The organism is Kitasatospora sp. NPDC092039 (assembly GCF_044756065.1).
In the GTDB taxonomy this organism is placed as follows: Bacteria; Actinomycetota; Actinomycetes; order Streptomycetales; family Streptomycetaceae; genus Kitasatospora.
Map to the genome: position 1 here is coordinate 221579 of NZ_JBIVSD010000002.1, position 20299 is coordinate 241877.

Sequence of the window (20299 nt, forward strand, 5' to 3'; positions counted from 1 at the left end):
GTCCGTGTCGGCCGCACGCAGCAAGGCCCGTACCCGGGCCTTCCAGATCCTCTTCGAGGCCGACCACCGCGGGGTCGACCCGCAGCAGGTCCTCGCCGACTGGGTGGCCCGCGCCCGCGAGCCCAAGCCCGACGAGGGCACCCCGCAGGTCGGTGAGTACACCATGGAGCTCATCGAGGGGTACGTCCAGCACGCGCGTCGCATCGACGACCTGATCGAGCAGTACGCCGTGGGCTGGACTCTCGACCGGATGCCGATCGTGGACCGCAACGTCCTGCGGCTCGGCGCGTACGAGCTGATCTGGGAGGACGGCGTCCCGGACGCCGTCGTCCTGGACGAGGCCGTCGAGATCGCCAAGGAGTTCTCCACGGACGACTCCCCGGCCTTCGTCAACGGCATGCTCGCCCGCTTCCTGGAGCTGAAGCCGGGCATCCGCCGGTAGGCGGATCGACCTCCCGGACGGCCGTCGGACCCGAACAGGTGTCCGGCGGCCGTTCCGCGTTTCACCCGGGCGGCGTAGGGTGGTTCCTACTCGTCAGTAACTTGACGTCCGGAAGCACGCGCGAAGGGCAGGTCCCCCCACATGACCACGGCGATCCGCAGCGAGTTCGACCAGGGCATCGCCCTGACCAGGCACCCCGAGGAGGCCGGCCGCTACGAGGCCGAGCTCGGCGCCGGCTGGCAGATCGGCGGCGGGGTGAACGGCGGACTGCTGCTCGCCGTGGCCGGACACGCGCTGTCGCTGGAGCACGGCACCCACCCGGACCCGGTGTCCATCAGTGGTTACTACCTGTCCGCCTCCACCCCCGGCCCGGCCTCCGTCCGCACCGAGGTGCTGCGCACCGGCCGCGGCCTGTCCACCGGCACCGCCTCGCTCAGCCAGGACGGCGTCGAGCGGCTGCGCGTGGTGGCCAGCCACGGTGACCTCGCCGCCGCCGACGGCGAGGTGCGCACCAGTGCGCGGCCGCCGCAGCTGCCGCCGCCGGACCAGTGCGTCGGCGTCGAACACGCGCCCAAGGAGCTGATCGCCCAGGCCGCCCTGCTGGAGCGGTTCGACCTCCGGCTGGACCCGGCCACCATCGGCTGGGCACTCGGGCAGCCCTCCGGCAACGGGCGGATCCAGGGCTGGTTCCGGCTCGCCGACGGCCGCGAGCCCGACCCGCTGCTGCTCCTGCTGGTCGCCGACGCGCTGCCGCCGGTCACCTTCGACCTCGGCCTGCCGGGCTGGGCCCCCACCGTCGAGCTGACCGTGCACCTGCGCGCCAGGCCGGTGCCCGGCTGGCTGCGGGTCACCCACGCGACCCGCAACCTGGCCGGCGGCTACTTCGAGGAGGACGCCGAGGTCTGGGACGAGTCCGGCCGCCTGGTCGCGCAGTCCCGTCAGCTGGCCCGGGCGCCCCGGCAGGCCTGACCCCCGGGCTCCGCATTACCGGTGGTTACATTCCTGTGACACGCCGTACGTGTGCGGCGCGCGCGGATGGGGATGAAGACGGTCAAGCGGCGAGCCCGCCGCTTGACCGTCAACCATCTCCCGACCGCCGAAGCCAGGAGCCATCCGTGAGCGAGCGCAGCGAGCGAACAGTCAACAGGCGCGTATGGGCGAATGCCTCTGCCGAGCGCAGCGAGGTGGGCGCATGAGTCAGAAGGGTCGCGCCCGCCGTAACTCCGACTGCACCGCCGGCGGCTCGCGGCCCGTGGTGCGGGCGTCGCACCGGCCGCGGCGGGCGGAGGGCGCCGAGCAGGCGTTCGTCATCGGGGTGCTCACCAACGCCGCGGACTTCGCCCGGGCCCGCGCCTGGGGGGTCTGCGACGCCCCCGACCACGAGCGCTACCTGGCCGACACCGCCGACCTGCTGGCCGAGGCGCTGGAGCGGTTCGACAGCGTCCGGGCCCGGATGTTCCACCCGCAGGACTTCGAGGAGTTCTGCGTGCTGCACGGGCTGGACCCGGCCGAGCCCGCCGCGCGTGACCGCTACCTGGCCAACCCGGCGCTGCAGACCCAGCTGCTCGCCTACCAGGGAGAGGAGCTGGCCGGGGACTTCGTGCCCCGCCTGGTGCGCGCCCGGGAGAACGGGCTGACGCTCTGCCACGCCGACCTGCTGCTCGACGGGGGCCTGTACGGGGGCGCGGGCGCGCCCGACGAGGAGCACGCCGCCTGGGTGCGCGCCGCCTACCAGCGCGGGGGCGAGGTCTTCCGGCGGATGCTGGTCGGCGCGGGCGCCGGCGTGTACGAGCTGCGCCTGCGGGTGGACGCGCCCGGCGGGGCGCTGACCGCCGCGGCGCGGGTGCTCCAGTGGGAGGACGGCGTGGTCCGGATCAACGACGAGGACCTGGAGCTGGTCTGCGCGGTGCTCTGCGCCGGGCTGGCCCTGGAGCTTCCGGGGGTCGCGGTGCTGCACGGCTCGCAGGGCTCGGCGGCGTCCTGCGGGGAGTACCTGCAGGCCTCCTGGGCCTGGTCGAGCGGCGGGCAGGACTGGGCGCCGGCGGACCGGCCGGTCCGGCTGGACGGCGTGGCGGCACAGCCCGGCTACGGCCTGGGCACGGTCTGCTGAGGCCGTCGCCGCCCGGGAAGGCCGCCCGACACCACGGCGCGGCCCCCCGGACGAGGGAGCCGCGCCGTGACGTTTCTGCTTGTCGGCACTACCGGAACGAGTGCTGGACCGTGCCTGGATCCGCTGGCGGGAGCCGGTGCGGTGAGCCTCAGCTCGCGTCCTCCTCGCGCACCGCACGGCGCGCGTCGGGGTTCAGCACGCCCCAGGAGATCAGCTGCTCGGTGAGGATCGACGGCGACTGGTCGTAGATGACGGCCAGGGTGCGCAGGTCGTCCTGACGGATCGACAGCACCTTCCCGTTGTAGTCACCGCGCTGGCTCTGGATGGTCGCCGCGTAGCGCTGCAGCGGGCCGGCCTTCTCGGAAGGGACCTGGGTCAGTCTCTCCAGGTCGAGGACCAGGCGCGGCGGCGGCTCGGCCGCACCGCCCGGCGTGCCGCCGGGCAGCAGCTCCTGCACCGGGACGCCGTAGAACTCCGCCAGCTCGGCCAGACGCTGCACGGTGACCGCACGGTCACCACGCTCGTACGAGCCGACGACGACTGCCTTCCAGCGGCCCTGGGACTTCTCCTCGACACCGTGCAGGGAGAGACCCTGCTGAGTGCGGATCGCTCGGAGCTTGCCTCCGAGTTGCTTCGCGTAGTCGCTGGACATTGATCTCCCCGGACGAGATTGCTTCGCGTTCAGTGGTGGGTCACGGGCGATTGCCGACGCCGTTACCGGTGGGTCCGACGTCCGTCTCGTAACTCACTGTGAGGTTACGTAGAGTAAGGTAGTTGCGTCAAGCCGAATGGGGCAGTCGTGCGAATGGCCCGCATCGTCGGCGCGTCCGGAGTGTTAACCCCCGGAAGCGGAATGATGGACGTCTGTTTGCCGTCAGACGCGCTGGTAGGATGACCCGAAGCCCGCGCCCGGTCGGCGGGGGCTGTCCCAGACATCCTTTAAGACCCGTCCCGTGAGGCGGGGAAGGAGGTCCGCTTCGGCATGACCACACACCATGAACCGACGCCCCGGCCGCCGCACCAGGTGCTGGACGGCACGGACATCGCCCGGGTCGTCACCCGGATAGCGCACGAGATCGTCGAGCGCGCCAAGGGCGCCGAGGACGTCGTGCTGCTCGGCATCCACACCAGGGGCGTCCACCTCGCCCGCCGCCTGCACGGCCGGCTGGCCCAGATCACCGGGCGCGAGATCCCGCTGGGCACCCTGGACATCACCATGTACCGGGACGACCTGCGGCTGAAGCCCGCCCGCGCCCTGGAACACACCGAGATCCCGCCCGGCGGCATCGACGGCAAGCTCGTCGTCCTGGTCGACGACGTGCTCTTCTCGGGGCGCACCATCCGCGCCGCGCTCGACGCGCTGAACGACATCGGCCGCCCGCGCGCCGTGCAGCTCGCCGTCCTGGTCGACCGTGGCCACCGCGAGCTGCCGATCCGCGCCGACTACGTGGGCAAGAACCTCCCCACCTCGCTGCGCGAGGCCGTGCAGGTGCGCCTGTCCGACAGCGACGGCGTGGACGCCGTCCTGGTCGGCGACCGCGACTTCACCGCGCGCTCGACGCAGGCCCTGGCCCCCCAGCCGTCCGAACCGCACCTCCCGGAGTAGCCCGCGTGAAGCGCCACCTCGTCTCCGCCGCCGATCTCAGCCGCGACGACGCGCTGCTGATCCTGGACACCGCCGAGGAGCTGGCCCAGCTCTCCGGCCGGGCCGTCAAGAAGCTGCCCACGCTGCGCGGCCGCACCGTCGTCAACCTCTTCTTCGAGGACTCCACCCGGACGAAGACCTCCTTCGAGGTCGCCGAGAAGCGACTCTCGGCCGACGTCATCAACTTCTCCGCCAAGGGCTCCTCGGTCTCCAAGGGCGAGAGCCTCAAGGACACCGCGCTGACCCTCCAGGCGATGGGCGCCGACGCGGTGGTCATCCGCCACCACGCCTCCGGCGCGCCGGCCCGGCTGGCCCAGTCCGACTGGCTGCACGGCAGTGTGATCAACGCCGGTGACGGCACCCACGAGCACCCCACCCAGGCGCTGCTCGACGCCTTCACCATGCGCCGCCACCTCAACCCGGGACCGGCGGCGAACGCCCTTCGGCGAGGGCTGGACGGGCGCCGGGTGACCATCGTCGGCGACGTCCTGCACAGCCGGGTCGCCCGCTCCAACGTCCACCTGCTGAACACCCTCGGCGCGCAGGTCACCTTCGTCGCCCCGCCCACGCTGCTGCCGATCGGGATCGAGAACTGGGCCTGCGAGATCAGCTACGACCTGGACAGCGTGCTGCCCAAGACGGACGCGCTGATGATGCTGCGGGTGCAGCGCGAGCGGATGAACGCCGCGTTCTTCCCGACCGAGCGCGAGTACAGCCGCCGCTACGGCATGAACGGCCGCCGGATGGCCCAGCTGCCGGACCACGCGATCGTGATGCACCCCGGCCCGATGGTCCGCGGCATGGAGATCACCGCCGAGGTCGCCGACTCGCCGCGCTGCACCGCGGTCGAGCAGGTCGCCAACGGCGTCTCCGTCCGGATGGCCGTCCTCTACCTGCTCCTCGGCGGCGCCGTCTTCGCCGACGCCCCCGCCGACGCCCCCGCCGACGCCCCCCGTACCGACTCCGTGGAGACCGCCCAGTGAACGAGCGCAGCGAGCGAACCAGCGACACGGTCAGCTACCTGATCCGCAACGCCGAGATCCTGGGCGGCGCCCCGCAGGACCTCCACCTCGCCGACGGCGTGATCAAGGAGATCGGCACCGGCCTGACGGTCGAGGCGGACATCGAGATCGACGCCGGCGGCCTGATCGTCCTGCCCGGCCTGGTCGACCTGCACACCCACCTGCGCGAGCCCGGCCGCGAGGACGCCGAGACCGTGCTCACCGGCACCCAGGCCGCGGCGATGGGCGGCTTCACCGCCGTCCACGCGATGGCCAACACCACCCCGGTGGCCGACACCGCCGGCGTGGTCGAGCAGGTCTGGCGGCTCGGCCAGGAGGCCGGCTACTGCGACGTGCAGCCGGTCGGCGCCGTCACCGTCGGCCTGGAGGGCAAGAAGCTCGCCGAGCTCGGCGCGATGCACGAGTCGGCTGCCGGCGTCCGGGTCTTCTCCGACGACGGCAAGTGCGTCGACGACGCGGTGCTGATGCGCCGCGCCCTGGAGTACGTCAAGGCCTTCGACGGCGTCGTCGCCCAGCACGCCCAGGAGCCGCGGCTGACCGAGGGCGCCCAGATGAACGAGGGCCAGGTCTCCGGCGAGCTCGGGCTCGGCGGATGGCCGGCCGTCGCCGAGGAGTCGATCATCGCCCGCGACGTGCTGCTCGCCGCGCACGTCGGCTCCCGGCTGCACGTCTGCCACCTCTCCACGGCCGGCTCGGTCGAGATCGTCCGCTGGGCCAAGTCCAAGGGCTGGGACGTCACCGCCGAGGTGACCCCGCACCACCTGCTGCTCACCGACGAGATGGTCCGCAGCTACGACCCGGTGTACAAGGTGAACCCGCCGCTGCGCACCGCCGCGGACGTCCAGGCGCTGCGCGAGGCGCTGGCCGACGGCACCATCGACGCCGTCGCCACCGACCACGCGCCGCACCCGGCCGAGGACAAGGACTGCGAGTGGGCCGTGGCCGCGATGGGCATGGTCGGCCTGGAGACCGCGCTGTCGGTCGTGCAGCAGACCATGGTCGACACCGGCCTGCTGAACTGGGAGGGCGTCGCCGACCGGATGTCGCACCGCCCGGCCCGGATCGGCCGTCTCAGCGGCCAGGGCCGGCCGATCTCGGTGGGTGAGCCTGCCAACCTGGTGCTGTTCGATCCCGCGTACCGTGGTGCCGTGAACCCGGACAGCTTCGCCACCCGCAGCCGCAACACCCCTTACAAGGGCCTGGACCTGCCCGGACGGGTGCACGCCACCTTCCTGCGGGGCCGCGCCACCGTGCTGGCCGGTGAGCTCGCCGAGCAGGACGGCACGCGGTGATGGACCACGCCGCGCTCGCCCAGGAGCAGGCCAGGGTCACCGACTGGCCCGGTTACATCGGCTGGTCGGTCGGCCTGCTGATCGTGATCGGCCTCGTCTACTGGCTGATGCGCCAGGGCTGGAACTGGCGGCGCACCCTGCAGTCCGGCATCCCGCCGCTGCCGGCCGTGCCGGCCCGCGCCGGGCGCACCGTCCTGGAGACCAGCGGCCGGTACCACGGCACGACCACCGCCGGGAACTGGCTCGACCGGGTCGTCGCCCACGGCCTGGGCACCCGCAGCCGCGCCGACCTCACCCTCGGCGAGGACGGCCTGCTGGTGCAGCGCCCCGGCGCCGAGGACTTCTGGATCCCGGCCGAGCACCTGACCGGCGCCCGCACCGACTCCGGGATCGCCGGCAAGGTCGTCCCCTCCGGGCTGCTCGTCGTCACCTGGACGCTCCCCCAGCCTTCGGCCGGGGGGACCCCCATGGGCACCATCGAGCTGGACTCCGGCTTCCGGGCCGACCACCCCGATGAGCACGCCGCCTGGGTCGAGGCGGTCACCCAACTCGCAACACGTACGAAGACGAAGACGGAAGAGGCCGCGCAATGACCGCACCTGCCCCCACCACGCAGCGCCAACGGCGGGAACGAGTGCCTGCCGTGCTCGTCCTGGAGGACGGCCGGACCTTCCGCGGACAGGCCTACGGCGCCCTCGGCGAGACCTTCGGCGAGGCGGTCTTCAACACCGGCATGTCCGGCTACCAGGAGACCCTCACCGACCCGTCGTACCACCGCCAGGTGGTCGTGATGACCGCCCCGCAGATCGGCAACACCGGCTGGAACGACGAGGACGACGAGTCCAAGCGGATCTGGGTCGCCGGCTACGTGGTGCGCGACCCCGCCCGGGTCGCCTCCAACTGGCGCTCCCGCCGCTCGCTCGACGAGGAGCTGGTCGCGCAGGGCGTCGTCGGCATCAGCGGCATCGACACCCGCGCGCTGACCCGCCACCTGCGCGAGCGCGGCGCGATGCGCTGCGGCATCTTCTCCGGCGAGGCGCTGGCCGACCCGGCCGCCCTGCTCGCCCGGGTGCAGCAGTCGCCCGAGATGAAGGGCGCCGACCTGTGCGCCGAGGTCGCCACCACCGAGCCGTACGTGGTGCCCGCGATCGGTGAGAAGAGGTTCACCGTCGCCGCGCTGGACCTCGGCATCAAGGCGATGACCCCGCAGCGGATGGCCGAGCGCGGCATCGAGGTGCACGTACTGCCGGCCGACGCCACCCTGGAGGACGTCTACGCCGTCGACCCGGACGGCGTGTTCTTCTCCAACGGCCCGGGCGACCCGGCCACCGCCGACCACCAGGTCGCCGTCGCGCAGGGCGTGCTGGAGCGCGCCACCCCGTTCTTCGGGATCTGCTTCGGCAACCAGATCCTCGGCCGCGCCCTGGGCTTCGGCACCTACAAGCTCAAGTACGGCCACCGCGGCATCAACCAGCCGGTGCAGGACCGCACCACCGGCAAGGTCGAGGTGACCGCCCACAACCACGGCTTCGCCGTGGACGCCCCGCTGGACAAGGTGAGCGACACCCCCTACGGGCGGGTCGAGGTCTCCCACGTCTGCCTCAACGACGACGTGGTCGAGGGCCTCCAGGCGCTCGACGTCCCGGCCTTCAGCGTGCAGTACCACCCCGAAGCGGCCGCCGGTCCGCACGACGCCGCCTACCTGTTCGACCGCTTCGTGAAGCTCATGGAGGGCCAGCGTGCCTAAGCGCACTGACATCAAGTCCGTCCTGGTGATCGGCTCCGGCCCGATCGTGATCGGCCAGGCCGCCGAGTTCGACTACTCGGGTACGCAGGCCTGCCGTGTCCTCAAGGCCGAGGGCCTGCGGGTCGTGCTGGTCAACTCCAACCCGGCCACGATCATGACCGACCCGGAGATCGCCGACGCCACCTACGTCGAGCCGATCACCCCGGAGTTCGTCGAGAAGATCATCGCCAAGGAGCGCCCCGACGCGCTGCTGCCGACCCTGGGCGGCCAGACCGCGCTGAACACGGCGATCTCGCTGCACGCGGCGGGCACGCTGGAGAAGTACGGCGTCGAGCTGATCGGCGCCGACGTCGAGGCGATCAACAAGGGCGAGGACCGCGACCTGTTCAAGGGCGTCGTCGAGGCCGTCAACGCCAAGATCGGCCACGGCGAGTCCGCCCGCTCGGTCATCTGCCACACCATGGACGAGGTGCTGGCCGGCGTCGACACGCTCGGCGGCTACCCGGTCGTCGTGCGCCCCTCCTTCACCATGGGCGGCGCCGGCTCCGGCTTCGCCCACAACGAGGAGGACCTGCGCCGCATCGCCGGCCAGGGCCTGACCCTCTCGCCGACCACCGAGGTGCTCCTGGAGGAGTCCATCCTCGGCTGGAAGGAGTACGAGCTGGAGCTGATGCGCGACAAGCACGACAACGTCGTGGTCGTCTGCTCCATCGAGAACTTCGACCCGATGGGCGTGCACACCGGTGACTCGATCACCGTCGCCCCGGCGATGACCCTCACCGACCGCGAGTACCAGATCCTGCGCGACATCGGCATCGCCGTGATCCGCGAGGTCGGCGTCGACACCGGCGGCTGCAACATCCAGTTCGCGGTCAACCCCGAGGACGGCCGGGTCATCGTCATCGAGATGAACCCGCGCGTCTCCCGCTCCTCGGCGCTCGCCTCCAAGGCCACCGGCTTCCCGATCGCCAAGATCGCCGCCAAGCTGGCCGTCGGCTACACCCTGGACGAGATCCCCAACGACATCACCGAGGAGACCCCGGCCTCCTTCGAGCCGAGCCTCGACTACGTCGTGGTGAAGGTCCCGCGGTTCGCGTTCGAGAAGTTCCCGAGCGCCGACGCCACGCTGACCACCACCATGAAGTCCGTCGGCGAGGCCATGGCCCTCGGCCGCAACTTCCCCGAGGCGCTCCAGAAGGCCCTGCGCTCGCTGGAGAAGAAGGGCTCCCAGTTCTCCTGGGCCGGCCCGGTGGGGGACAAGGCCGAGCTGCTGGCCAAGGCGGTCGTGCCGACCGACGGCCGGATCAACACGGTGATGGAGGCCGTCCGGGCCGGCGCCACCCCGGAGGAGGTCTTCGAGGCCACCAAGATCGACCCGTGGTTCGTCGACCAGCTCTTCCTGCTGGACGAGATCGCGGCCGAGCTCGCCGCGGCGGAGGAGCTCACCCCCGAGCTGCTGCGCCACGCCAAGCGGCACGGCTTCTCCGACCAGCAGATCGGCGAGATCCGCGGCCTGCGGCCGGACGTGGTCCGCGAGGTGCGCCACGCCCTCGGCATCCGCCCGGTGTTCAAGACCGTCGACACCTGCGCCGCCGAGTTCGCCGCCAAGACCCCGTACTTCTACTCGTCCTACGACGAGGAGAACGAGGTCGCCCCGCGCACCAAGCCCGCCGTGATCATCCTGGGCTCCGGCCCGAACCGCATCGGCCAGGGCATCGAGTTCGACTACTCCTGCGTGCACGCCTCCTTCGCGCTCGCCGACGCCGGGTACGAGACCGTCATGGTCAACTGCAACCCGGAGACCGTCTCCACCGACTACGACACCTCCGACCGGCTCTACTTCGAGCCGCTCACCCTGGAGGACGTGCTGGAGATCGTCCACGCCGAGCAGCAGGCCGGCCCGCTCGCCGGGGTGATCGTCCAGCTCGGCGGCCAGACCCCGCTGGGCCTGGCGCAGGCGCTCAAGGACAACGGCGTGCCGATCGTCGGCACCCAGCCCGAGGCGATCGACCTCGCCGAGGAGCGCGGCGCCTTCGGCCGCGTCCTGCGCGACGCCGGCCTGCCCGCGCCCAAGCACGGCACCGCCTTCTCCTTCGCGGAGGCCAAGGCGATCGCCGACGAGATCGGCTACCCGGTGCTCGCCCGCCCGTCCTACGTGCTCGGCGGCCGCGGCATGGAGATCGTCTACGACGAGGCCTCGCTCGCCTCGTACCTGGAGCGGCACGCCGGCCTGATCTCCGAGCACCCGGTGCTCATCGACCGCTTCCTGGACGACGCGGTGGAGATCGACGTCGACGCGCTCTACGACGGCACCGAGCTCTACCTCGGCGGCGTCATGGAGCACATCGAGGAGGCCGGCATCCACTCCGGCGACTCCGCCTGCGCGCTGCCCCCGATCACCCTCGGCGGCTTCGACATCAAGCGCCTGCGCACCTCCACCGAGGCCATCGCGCGTGGTGTCGGCGTCCGCGGTCTGATCAACATCCAGTTCGCGCTGGCCGGGGACATCCTCTACGTCCTGGAGGCCAACCCGCGCGCCTCCCGGACCGTCCCGTTCACCTCCAAGGCGACCGCCGTGCCGCTGGCCAAGGCCGCCGCCCGGATCTCGCTCGGCGCCACCATCGCCGAGCTGCGCGCCGAGGGCCTGCTCCCGGCCGAGGGCGACGGCGGCACGCTGCCCGCCGACGCGCCGATCGCGGTCAAGGAGGCCGTGATGCCGTGGAGCCGCTTCCGCGACATCCACGGCCGCGGGGTGGACACCGTGCTCGGCCCGGAGATGCGCTCGACCGGTGAGGTCATGGGCATCGACAAGGTCTTCGGCACCGCGTACGCGAAGGCGCAGACCGGTGCCTACGGCGCGCTGCCGACCAAGGGCAAGGTCTTCGTCTCGGTCGCCAACCGCGACAAGCGCAACCTGGTCTTCCCGGCCCGGGCGCTGGTCGGCCTCGGCTTCGAGCTGCTCGCCACCGCCGGCACCGCCGAGGTGCTGCAGCGCGGCGGCATCCCGTCCACGCTGGTGCGCAAGCACAGCGAGGGCGAGGGCCCGAACGGCGAGCGGACCATCGTCCAGCTGATCCACGACGGTGAGGTCGACCTCATCATCAACACGCCGTACGGCACCGGCGGCCGCCTCGACGGCTACGAGATCCGCACCGCGGCCGTGGCCCGCGCGGTGCCCTGCCTGACCACCGTCCAGGCGATGGGCGCGGCCGTCCAGGGCATCGACCGGCTGCTGCGCGACGAGGTCGGGGTGATGTCGCTCCAGGAGCACGCCGAGCGGATCAACGCCGGCCGCAAGTAGCACCACCGCAGTGGGGGGCACCGAAGCCAGTCGGGTGCCCCCCACTTCCATGCCCCCGTACGTACGGTCTCCGCTCCGGGAGTTGAACCACCCTTGTACAAGCTTCTGTTCGACCTGGTCTTCAAGAAGATGGACCCCGAGAAGGCCCACCACCTCGCCTTCTTCTGGATCCGCCTCGGCTCCTCGGTGCCCGGCCTGCGCACCCTGGTGCGGCTGGTGCTCGCCCCGCGCGACCGGGCCCTGCGCACCCGCGCCCTCGGCCTCGACCTGCCCGGCCCGTTCGGGCTGGCGGCCGGCTTCGACAAGAACGGCGTCGGCATCGACGGCCTGTCGATGCTCGGCTTCGACTACGTCGAGATCGGCACCATCACCGGCGAGCCCCAGCCCGGCAACCCGGCGCCCCGGCTGTTCCGCCTGGTCGAGGACCGCGCGCTGATCAACCGGATGGGCTTCAACAACCAGGGCTCGGCCCGGGTCGCCGCCCGCCTGGCGGCCCGCCCGCACACCAGCTCCACCCCGGTGATCGGCGTCAACATCGGCAAGACCAAGGTGGTCGAGGAGGCCGACGCCGTCGCCGACTACGTGAAGTCCACCGAGCGGCTGGCCCGGTACGCCGACTACCTGGTGGTCAACGTCAGCTCGCCGAACACCCCCGGGCTGCGCAACCTCCAGGCCGTGGACCACCTGCGGCCGCTGCTCGCCGCCGTGCGCGAGGCCGCCGACCGCACCACCGCGCACCACGTGCCGCTGCTGGTCAAGATCGCCCCCGACCTGGCCGACGAGGACGTCGACGCGGTCGCCGACCTCGCCCTGGAGCTGGGCCTGGACGGCATCATCGCCACCAACACCACGATCGGCCGCGAGGGCCTGCGCACCGACGCCGGGCGGGTCGAGGAGATCGGCATGGGCGGCCTGTCCGGCGCCCCGCTCAAGGCCCGCGCCCTGGAGGTGCTCCAGCGGTTGCGCGCCCGCACCGGGGGCCGGCTGACCCTGGTCTCGGTCGGCGGGATCGAGACCGCCGAGGACGCCTGGCAGCGGATCGTCCACGGCGCCGACCTGGTCCAGGGCTACAGCGCCTTCATCTACGAGGGACCGTTCTGGTGCCGGCGGATCCACCGGGGCCTGTCCGCCCGGGTCCGCGCGGGCGGCTTCCGCAGCCTGGCCGACGCCGTCGGCAGCGCCGTGCGCAGTTCGTGAACACCCCCATCGGTTCTGGAACCCGTTCTGGAAAGGACGACATGACTCTCGCCCCGTTCGGCGCCCGGCTGCGCCAGGCCCTCGACACCCGCGGCCAGCTCTGCGTCGGCATCGACCCGCACGCCTCCCTGCTCGCCGCCTGGGGGCTCGGCGACGACCTCGCCGGGCTGGAGGCCTTCAGTCGCACCGTGGTCGAGGCGCTGGCCGACCGGGTGGCCGTGCTCAAGCCGCAGGCCGCCTTCTTCGAGCGGTTCGGCAGCAAGGGCGTCGCGGTCCTGGAGCGGACCGTCGAGGAGGCCCGGGCGGCGGGTGCGCTGGTCCTGATGGACGCCAAGCGCGGGGACATCGGCTCCACCATGGCCGCGTACGCCGAGGCCTTCCTGTCGCCGGGCAGCCCGCTGTTCTCGGACGCGCTGACGGTCAGCCCGTACCTGGGCTTCGGCTCGCTGCGCCCGGCCCTGGACCTGGCCCGGGAGCAGGGCTGCGGCGTGTTCGCGCTGGCGCTCACCTCCAACCCGGAGGGCGCCGAGGTGCAGCGCGCGGTGGGCGCGGACGGCGAGCCGGTCGCGGCCACGGTGCTGCGCCGGCTGGCGGCCGAGAACGAGGGCGCGGCGCCGCTGGGCTCCTTCGGCGCGGTGGTCGGCGCGACGCTGGCCGACGCGGGCGTGGACCTGGCCGTCAACGGCCCGCTGCTGGCCCCGGGGATCGGCGCCCAGGGCGCGACCATGGCGGACCTGCCGCGGGTGTTCGGCGCCTCGGTGATCAACGTGGTGCCGAGCGTCAGCCGGGACGTCCTCAAGCACGGACCCTCGGTGCCGGCGCTGCGGGAGGCGGCGGAGCGCTTCGTCGGGGAGTTCGCGGACGCGGTGGCGTAGCGGACGCGGTCCGGTAGCGGACGCGGTCCGACGGCGGGCGCGTCAAGAAGCGGAACCGGTCCCTCAGGTAGCCGCGCGGTGACCCTGCGGAGTGTCCGCAGCACCGCGCGGTGGCCGCGGAGCGGACGTGAGCGCCGTCACACCAGCCCCGCCAAAGTCTCGCAATCGCGGTCATTTTGCCCTGGAAAGTCCTGGTCGGCCTTGGCTGACCAGGACTTTTCGTGTTCTTTTCCTGACGTGGCGCCGCAATCCGGGTAGTGTCCGGCGATAGGTCATCGGCGAGTCGCGATTTCCGTGGCTCCCGCAGGTCAGGGCCTTGTGGTTCCCCTTGCGGACGGTGTCCTCGGTACCGAACCAGTCCTAGCTCAATCCATCCATCCACACCCTGAGGTGAACGGCGTGGCTCTTCCGCCCCTTACCCCTGAACAGCGCACCGCCGCGCTCGCCAAGGCCGCCGAGGCTCGCCGGGAGCGCGCCGAGGTGAAGAACCGGCTCAAGCACTCCGGCGCCTCCCTGCACGAGGTGATCAAGGCCGGCAAGGCCGACAACGACGTCATCGGCAAGATGAAGGTCTCGGCACTGCTGGAGTCCCTTCCGGGCGTCGGCAAGGTCCGCGCCAAGCAGATCATGGAGCGCCTCGGCATCAGCGAGAGCCGGCGTGTCCGCGGCCTCGGCACGAACCAGATCGCTTCCCTGGAGCGGGAGTTCGGCGGTGGCGCCGCCTGACCGTGCCCCGTGGTCCCAGGATCCCCCGCGATCCGGGATAATCGGTGCATGAGTGAGCGTCCGCGGCTGACCGTGCTCTCCGGCCCTTCGGGGGTCGGCAAGAGCACGGTCGTCGCTCATATGAGGAAGATGTACCCCGAGGTCTGGCTCTCGGTGTCGGCGACGACCCGCCACCCGAGGCCCGGCGAGAAGAACGGGGTCCAGTACCACTTCGTCGACAACGACGAGTTCGACAAGCTGGTCGCCAACGGCGAACTGCTGGAGTGGGCCGAGTTCGCCGGGAACCGTTACGGGACCCCGCGTGCGGCCGTGCTGGAGAAGCTGGAGCGCGGCGAGCCGGTGCTGCTGGAGATCGACCTCCAGGGCGCCCGGCAGGTGCGCGAGTCGATGCCCGAGGCGCAGCTGGTCTTCCTGGCCCCGCCGAGCTGGGACGAGCTGGTCCGCCGGCTGACCGGCCGGGGCACCGAGTCGCCGGACGTGATCGAGAAGCGGCTGGAGGCGGCCAGGGTCGAGCTCGCGGCCGAGCCCGAGTTCGACACGACCCTTGTCAACACCTCCGTCGAGCAGGTAGCGGCCGAACTGCTAGCCTTGCTCGGTGTAGCCTGACCTGTCTGTCTTTTCCATCCTTTCGGAAGGTTTTAGCGTGTCCTCTTCGATGACCGCGCCCGAGGGCATCATCAACCCGCCGATCGACGAGCTGCTCGAGGCCACCGACTCCAAGTACAGCCTCGTGATCTACGCCGCCAAGCGCGCGCGTCAGATCAACGCGTACTACTCCCAGCTCGGCGAGGGCCTGCTGGAGTACGTCGGCCCGCTGGTCGACACCCACGTGCACGAGAAGCCGCTGTCGATCGCGCTGCGCGAGATCAACGCGGGCATGCTGACCGCCGAGGCGGTCGAGGCTGCCTGAGGCGGTCGCTGAACTCCGGAAGGGCCCGGCGGAATCGTTTCCGCCGGGCCCTTCGGTATTTCCCCCGGCCCTTCGGCCTTCCGTGGCGGGAGGGCGCCGCGCGGGCGGCGGCTGAGGGGCCGTAGGGTGGGCGCGTTCCCGATGCGGACACCCGATGCGGAGAAAGGCCGGTTGATGGCTGTGAGTGCGGACGCCCCCCGCGTGGTCCTCGGCGTGAGCGGCGGGATCGCCGCGTACAAGGCGTGCGAGCTGCTGCGCCGCTTCACCGAGTCCGGCCACCAGGTCACCGTGGTGCCGACCGCGGCCGCGCTGCACTTCGTCGGCGAGGCGACCTGGGCGGCGCTGTCCGGGCGCCCGGCCGCCACCGAGACCTGGGAGCGCGTGCACGAGGTGCCGCACGTGCGGATCGGGCAGCAGGCCGACCTGGTCGTGGTCGCCCCGGCCACCGCCGACCTGATCGCCAAGGCCGCCCACGGCCTCGCCGACGACCTGCTGACCAACACCCTGCTCACCGCCCGCTGCCCGGTCGTGGTGGCGCCCGCGATGCACACCGAGATGTGGGAGCACCCGGCCACCCGGGACAACGTGGCCACGCTGCGCCGCCGGGGCGTCATCGTGCTGGAGCCGGCCGTCGGGCGGCTGACCGGCAAGGACACCGGGAAGGGCCGGCTGCCCGAGCCCTCGGCGGTCTTCGACGCCTGCCGGGCCGTGCTGCGCCGCGGCGGGGCGGTGCCGACCGACCTGGCCGGCCGGCACGTGGTGGTCTCGGCCGGCGGCACCCGGGAGCCACTGGACCCGGTGCGCTACCTGGGCAACCGTTCCTCCGGCAAGCAGGGCTACGCGCTCGCCGTGACGGCCGCCGCGCGGGGTGCCAGGGTGACGTTGCTCTCGGCCAACGCCGAGCTGGCGGACCCGGCAGGGGTGGACGTGGTGCACGTCTCGACCGCCCTGGAGCTGCGCGAGGCGGCGCTGGAGGCGGTCCGGCACGCGGACGCCGTGGTGATGGCGGCGGCGGTGGCGGACTTCCGGCCCGCCGAGTACGCCACCGGCAAGATCAAGAAGGTCGAGGGGGTCGACCAGCCGCCGGTCGCGCTGGTCCGCAATCCCGACATCCTGGCCGAGCTGTCGGCCCACCGGGCCCGTTCGGGTCAACTCGTGGTGGGTTTCGCGGCGGAGACCGACGACGTGCTCGCCAACGGCCGGGCCAAGCTCGCCCGCAAGGGCTGCGACCTGCTCGTCGTGAACGAGGTGGGCGACGGCAAGGCCTTCGGCACGGACGTCAACGAGGCCGTGGTTCTGGGCTCGGACGGCAGTGAGACGGCCGTTCCGGTGGGCCCGAAGGAGGCGCTCGCGGACGTGGTCTGGGACCTGGTCGCAAAGCGGTTGGAAACGGGCGGCAACTGATCGGAACCGTTCACGCAACGGTCGGGAATTCCGGAAGCGGGTGACGTTCGGTGGAACCAGACCGTTAGACTCCAGGAATCAAGTCTTTCCGGAGTTCCCCGGTTCACCCGGGGCGCTTCAGTCAGCAGCCGCTGCAACCCCAGGGAGCGCTGTGTCTCGCCGCCTGTTCACCTCGGAGTCCGTCACCGAGGGACACCCCGACAAGATCGCTGACCAGATCAGCGACACCATCCTTGACGCTCTCCTGCGGGAGGACCCGACGTCCCGGGTCGCCGTGGAGACGCTCATCACCACCGGCCAGGTGCACGTGGCCGGCGAGGTGACCACCAAGGCGTACGCGCCGATCGCCCAGCTCGTCCGGGACAAGATCCTGGAGATCGGGTACGACAGCTCCAAGAAGGGCTTCGACGGCGCCTCCTGCGGCGTCTCGGTGTCCATCGGGGCCCAGTCGCCCGACATCGCGCAGGGTGTCGACACCGCGTACGAGGCCCGTGTCGAGGGCGACGAGGACGACCTGGACAAGCAGGGCGCCGGTGACCAGGGCCTGATGTTCGGCTACGCGTCCGACGAGACGCCCGAGCTGATGCCGCTGCCGATCACCCTGGCGCACCGCCTCTCCCGCCGCCTGACCGAGGTGCGCAAGAACGGGACCATCCCGTACCTGCGCCCCGACGGCAAGACCCAGGTCACCATCGAGTACGACGGCGACAAGGCCGTCCGCCTCGACACCGTGGTCGTCTCCACCCAGCACGCCAGCGACATCGACCTGGAGTCGCTGCTCACCCCGGACATCCGCGAGTTCGTGGTCGAGCCGGAGCTGAAGGCGCTGGCCGAGCAGGGCATCAAGCTGACCACCGAGGGCTACCGCCTGCTGGTCAACCCGACCGGCCGCTTCGAGATCGGCGGCCCGATGGGCGACGCCGGCCTCACCGGCCGCAAGATCATCATCGACACCTACGGCGGCATGGCCCGCCACGGCGGCGGCGCCTTCTCCGGCAAGGACCCGTCCAAGGTGGACCGCTCGGCCGCGTACGCGATGCGCTGGGTGGCGAAGAACATCGTCGCCGCCGGCCTCGCCCGCCGCGCCGAGGTGCAGGTCGCGTACGCGATCGGCAAGGCCGAGCCGGTCGGCCTGTTCGTGGAGACCTTCGGCACCGAGACCGTGCCGGTCCTCAGCATCCAGAAGGCCGTCTCCGAGGTCTTCGACCTGCGTCCGGCCGCGATCATCCGCGACCTGGACCTGCTGCGCCCGATCTACTCCCAGACCGCCGCGTACGGCCACTTCGGCCGTGAGCTGCCGGACTTCACCTGGGAGCGCACCGATCGGGTCGAGCAGCTGAAGGCCGCCGTCCAGGACTGACGTCCCGAAGCGCCCCGAGCGGCGCCCGCCTCCGTACGGGGGCGGGCGCCGCTTCGTGCATTGTCGGTGTGACCTGGTAGTACTTGGTGGCGATGAGCAGCACAGGGGAGAACGGGGCCGCCGAGCCGGAGCAGCTGGCGTTCATCCGGGAGACGGTCAAGCGGGCCAAGCCGCGCACCTGGCGCGGGGCCAAGCGGGCCGAGCACCTGCCGGTGGCCCGGGTCGTGGTGGACAAGGGCGTGCTCACCATCGACAAGTTCTTCGACTACGAGGTGCCGGCCGACATGGCCGAGGAGGCCCAGCCCGGAGTCCGGGTCCGGGTGCGGTTCGGGGCGCGGGTGGTCAAGGGCCAGCGCGAGGGCGGGGAACTGCACGACGGGTTCATCGTCGCCCGGCTGGAGAAGAGCGACTTCGCCGGTCCGCTCGCCCCGCTGGCCCAGGTGCTCTCGCCCGAACCGGTGCTCACCCCGCAGTTGCTGCGGCTGTGCCGGACCGTCGCCGACCGGTACGCCGGGACGCTGGCCGACGTGCTCCAACTGGCGATCCCGCCCCGGCACGCCAAGGCCGAGGCCGAACCCTCCCCGCCGCCGCTGCCGCGCCCGGCCGCCCCGGCCCCCGGCGGCTGGCAGTGCTACCCGGCCGGGCCCGACTTCCTCGCCTCGCTCGCCGCGGGCGGCTCGCCGCGCGCCGTCTGGTCGGCGCTGCCCGGGCCCGGCTGGCCGTACGAGATCGCGCGGGCGGTGGCCGCGACGCTGGCGAGCGGGCGCGGGGCGCTGGTCGTGCTCCCGGAGGGGCGCTCGGTGGCCCGGGTCGACCAAGCGCTGACCGAACTGCTCGGCGCCGGGATGCACGTGGCGCTGGAGGCGGACCTCGGCCCGCGCGAGCGCTACCGGCGCTGGCTCGCGGTGAGCCGGGGCTCGGTGCACGCCGTGGTCGGGACCAGGGCCACCATGTTCGCGCCGGTCCGGGACCTCGGGCTGGTCGTCGTCTGGTCGGACGGGGACGGCAGCCACAGCGACCCGCGCGCCCCGCACCCGCACGTGCGCGAGGTGGCGCTGCTGCGCGCCGCCGAGGAGGGCGCGGCGGTGCTGCTCGGGGGGCACGCGGTGACGGTGGAGGGCGCGCAGCTGGTCAGCACCGGCTGGGCACGCCCGCTGGTCGCGGACCGCGAGACGGTGCGGCAGGTCGCGCCCAGGGTGCGGACCGTCACCGACCAGGACCAGCACCGCGACGCCGCCGCCCAGGCCGCCCGGCTGCCCTCGGTGGCCTGGGAGGCCGCCCGGGAGTCGCTGGCCGCCGGGCACCCGGTGCTGATCCAGGTGCCCCGGCGCGGCTACGTGCCCCGGCTGGCCTGCGGGCGCTGCCGCACCCCCGCCCGCTGCCGGCGCTGCGAAGGGCCGCTGGAGGCGCCCTCGGCGGACGCCTCGCTGTGCTGCGGCTGGTGCGGGGAGCCGGAGAACGACTGGCACTGCCCCGAGTGCGGGTCCTTCCGGCTGCGGGCCCAGGTGGTCGGCGCCCGGCGGACGGCGGAGGAGCTGGGCAAGGCGTTCCCGCGCATCCCGGTGCGGACCTCGGGCCGGGAGGCGGTGCTCACCACCGTGCCGGACGAGCCCTCCCTGGTGATCTCCACACCCGGCGCGGAGCCGGTGGTCGAGGGCGGCGGCGGGTACGGGGCCGCGCTGCTGCTGGACGGCTGGGCGCTGCTCAGCCGGCCCGACCTGCGGGCGGGGGAGGAGGCGCTGCGGCTCTGGCTCGCGGCGGCCGCGCTGGTGCGGCCCTCGACGGAGGGCGGGACGGTGGTCGTGGTCGCCGAGCCCTCGGCCCGGCCGGTGCAGGCGCTGGTGCGCTGGGACCCTTTGGGGCACGCCGGGATGGAGCGGGACGAACGGGCGCAGCTGCACTTCCCGCCGGTGTCCCGGATGGCCTCGGTGAGCGGGAGCCCGGCGGCGGTCGCGGACCTGCTGAACCTGATCCGGCTGCCGGAGGGGGCGGACGTGCTCGGGCCGGTGCCGGTGCCGGCGCTGCGGGGGGAGGAGCAGGAGCGCGCGCTGCTGCGGGTGGCGCCCGGGCAGGGGGCCGCGCTGGCGGCGGCGCTCAAGGCGGCGCAGATCGCGCGGATCGCGCTGCGGACGGCGGAGGCGGTGCGGGTGCGGGTGGATCCGACGGACATCGGCTGAGGGAGCCGTTGGGCCCGGGGCACGGGGCACGGGGCGCGGGCGGGCCGGGGCAAGGACGGCCGGGGCCGCGGCCGGTGGGGCGGGGGCCGGT

General features: G+C 72.6%; 18 protein-coding genes. 17 read left to right on the forward strand and 1 reads right to left on the reverse strand.

All coding sequences use genetic code 11. The features are described 5' to 3' along the window. Positions 1-4 precede the first annotated feature (4 nt). From nusB to ACIQI7_RS04380, 3 genes are all read left to right on the forward strand, one after another. The gene (gene nusB / locus ACIQI7_RS04370; RefSeq protein WP_316520206.1) at positions 5-442 is read left to right on the forward strand and encodes a transcription antitermination factor NusB; all 438 of its coding nucleotides are present in this window, start codon (positions 5-7) and stop codon (positions 440-442) included. Positions 443-583: 141 nt separating this feature from the next. Next, positions 584-1411, forward strand: a complete 828-nt coding sequence (locus tag ACIQI7_RS04375) for a thioesterase family protein (RefSeq protein ID WP_401105012.1) — start codon at positions 584-586, stop codon at positions 1409-1411. Positions 1412-1634: 223 nt separating this feature from the next. Further along, complete coding sequence (locus ACIQI7_RS04380) at positions 1635-2552, forward strand: hypothetical protein (protein ID WP_401105014.1); 918 nt, start codon at positions 1635-1637, stop codon at positions 2550-2552. A 148-nt stretch (positions 2553-2700) separates the two neighbouring features. On the opposite strand, the gene ACIQI7_RS04385 is transcribed toward ACIQI7_RS04380, so the two are convergent. Continuing rightward, the gene (locus tag ACIQI7_RS04385; RefSeq protein ID WP_030056198.1) at positions 2701-3204 is read right to left on the reverse strand and encodes a transcriptional regulator; all 504 of its coding nucleotides are present in this window, start codon (positions 3202-3204) and stop codon (positions 2701-2703) included. Between the two features lie 330 nt (positions 3205-3534). Between ACIQI7_RS04385 and pyrR the strand changes: the two genes are divergently transcribed. From pyrR to ACIQI7_RS04455, 14 genes are all read left to right on the forward strand, one after another. Continuing rightward, complete coding sequence (gene pyrR / locus ACIQI7_RS04390) at positions 3535-4158, forward strand: bifunctional pyr operon transcriptional regulator/uracil phosphoribosyltransferase PyrR (protein ID WP_387750939.1); 624 nt, start codon at positions 3535-3537, stop codon at positions 4156-4158. Between the two features lie 5 nt (positions 4159-4163). Continuing rightward, positions 4164-5180 (forward strand): aspartate carbamoyltransferase catalytic subunit, encoded by a 1017-nt coding sequence (locus ACIQI7_RS04395; RefSeq protein WP_401105017.1) that lies wholly within the window; start codon positions 4164-4166, stop codon positions 5178-5180. 38 nt (positions 5181-5218) lie between these two features. Beyond that, positions 5219-6511, forward strand: coding sequence for a dihydroorotase (locus tag ACIQI7_RS04400; protein WP_401105677.1), 1293 nt, complete (start codon positions 5219-5221; stop codon positions 6509-6511). After that, on the forward strand, positions 6511-7104 hold the full coding sequence (locus tag ACIQI7_RS04405; RefSeq protein ID WP_401105679.1) for a hypothetical protein: 594 nt from the start codon (positions 6511-6513) through the stop codon (positions 7102-7104). Before ACIQI7_RS04400 ends, ACIQI7_RS04405 begins: the two co-directional genes overlap by 1 nt. Next, positions 7101-8258, forward strand: a complete 1158-nt coding sequence (gene carA, locus ACIQI7_RS04410; protein ID WP_387750948.1) for a glutamine-hydrolyzing carbamoyl-phosphate synthase small subunit — start codon at positions 7101-7103, stop codon at positions 8256-8258. Before ACIQI7_RS04405 ends, carA begins: the two co-directional genes overlap by 4 nt. After that, the gene (carB, locus tag ACIQI7_RS04415; RefSeq protein ID WP_387750951.1) at positions 8251-11559 is read left to right on the forward strand and encodes a carbamoyl-phosphate synthase large subunit; all 3309 of its coding nucleotides are present in this window, start codon (positions 8251-8253) and stop codon (positions 11557-11559) included. The genes carA and carB overlap by 8 nt, the downstream gene beginning before the upstream one ends. Positions 11560-11652: 93 nt before the next feature. Then, complete coding sequence (locus ACIQI7_RS04420; RefSeq protein WP_387750954.1) at positions 11653-12756, forward strand: quinone-dependent dihydroorotate dehydrogenase; 1104 nt, start codon at positions 11653-11655, stop codon at positions 12754-12756. Positions 12757-12797: 41 nt separating this feature from the next. Continuing rightward, on the forward strand, positions 12798-13631 hold the full coding sequence (pyrF, locus tag ACIQI7_RS04425; RefSeq protein ID WP_401105023.1) for an orotidine-5'-phosphate decarboxylase: 834 nt from the start codon (positions 12798-12800) through the stop codon (positions 13629-13631). Positions 13632-14030: 399 nt separating this feature from the next. Further along, positions 14031-14357, forward strand: a complete 327-nt coding sequence (gene mihF / locus ACIQI7_RS04430; RefSeq protein ID WP_030056187.1) for an integration host factor, actinobacterial type — start codon at positions 14031-14033, stop codon at positions 14355-14357. A gap of 48 nt (positions 14358-14405) precedes the next feature. Beyond that, a complete protein-coding gene (gene gmk, locus ACIQI7_RS04435; RefSeq protein ID WP_401105025.1) occupies positions 14406-14963 on the forward strand; it encodes a guanylate kinase in 558 nt (185 codons plus the stop codon). 37 nt (positions 14964-15000) lie between these two features. Next, positions 15001-15267 carry a DNA-directed RNA polymerase subunit omega gene (rpoZ, locus tag ACIQI7_RS04440; protein WP_030056185.1) on the forward strand — a complete coding sequence of 89 codons (267 nt, stop codon included), beginning with the start codon at positions 15001-15003 and terminating at the stop codon, positions 15265-15267. A 174-nt stretch (positions 15268-15441) separates the two neighbouring features. Further along, positions 15442-16671 carry a bifunctional phosphopantothenoylcysteine decarboxylase/phosphopantothenate--cysteine ligase CoaBC gene (coaBC, locus tag ACIQI7_RS04445; RefSeq protein WP_401105027.1) on the forward strand — a complete coding sequence of 410 codons (1230 nt, stop codon included), beginning with the start codon at positions 15442-15444 and terminating at the stop codon, positions 16669-16671. A gap of 151 nt (positions 16672-16822) precedes the next feature. Then, entirely contained in the window at positions 16823-18031 is a 1209-nt protein-coding gene (metK, locus tag ACIQI7_RS04450) for a methionine adenosyltransferase (RefSeq protein WP_387750966.1), read from the forward strand. Between the two features lie 92 nt (positions 18032-18123). Then, positions 18124-20208: a primosomal protein N' gene (locus ACIQI7_RS04455; protein WP_401105030.1), complete on the forward strand. Its 2085-nt coding sequence runs from the start codon at positions 18124-18126 to the stop codon at positions 20206-20208. The last annotated feature ends 91 nt before the right edge of the window (positions 20209-20299 follow it).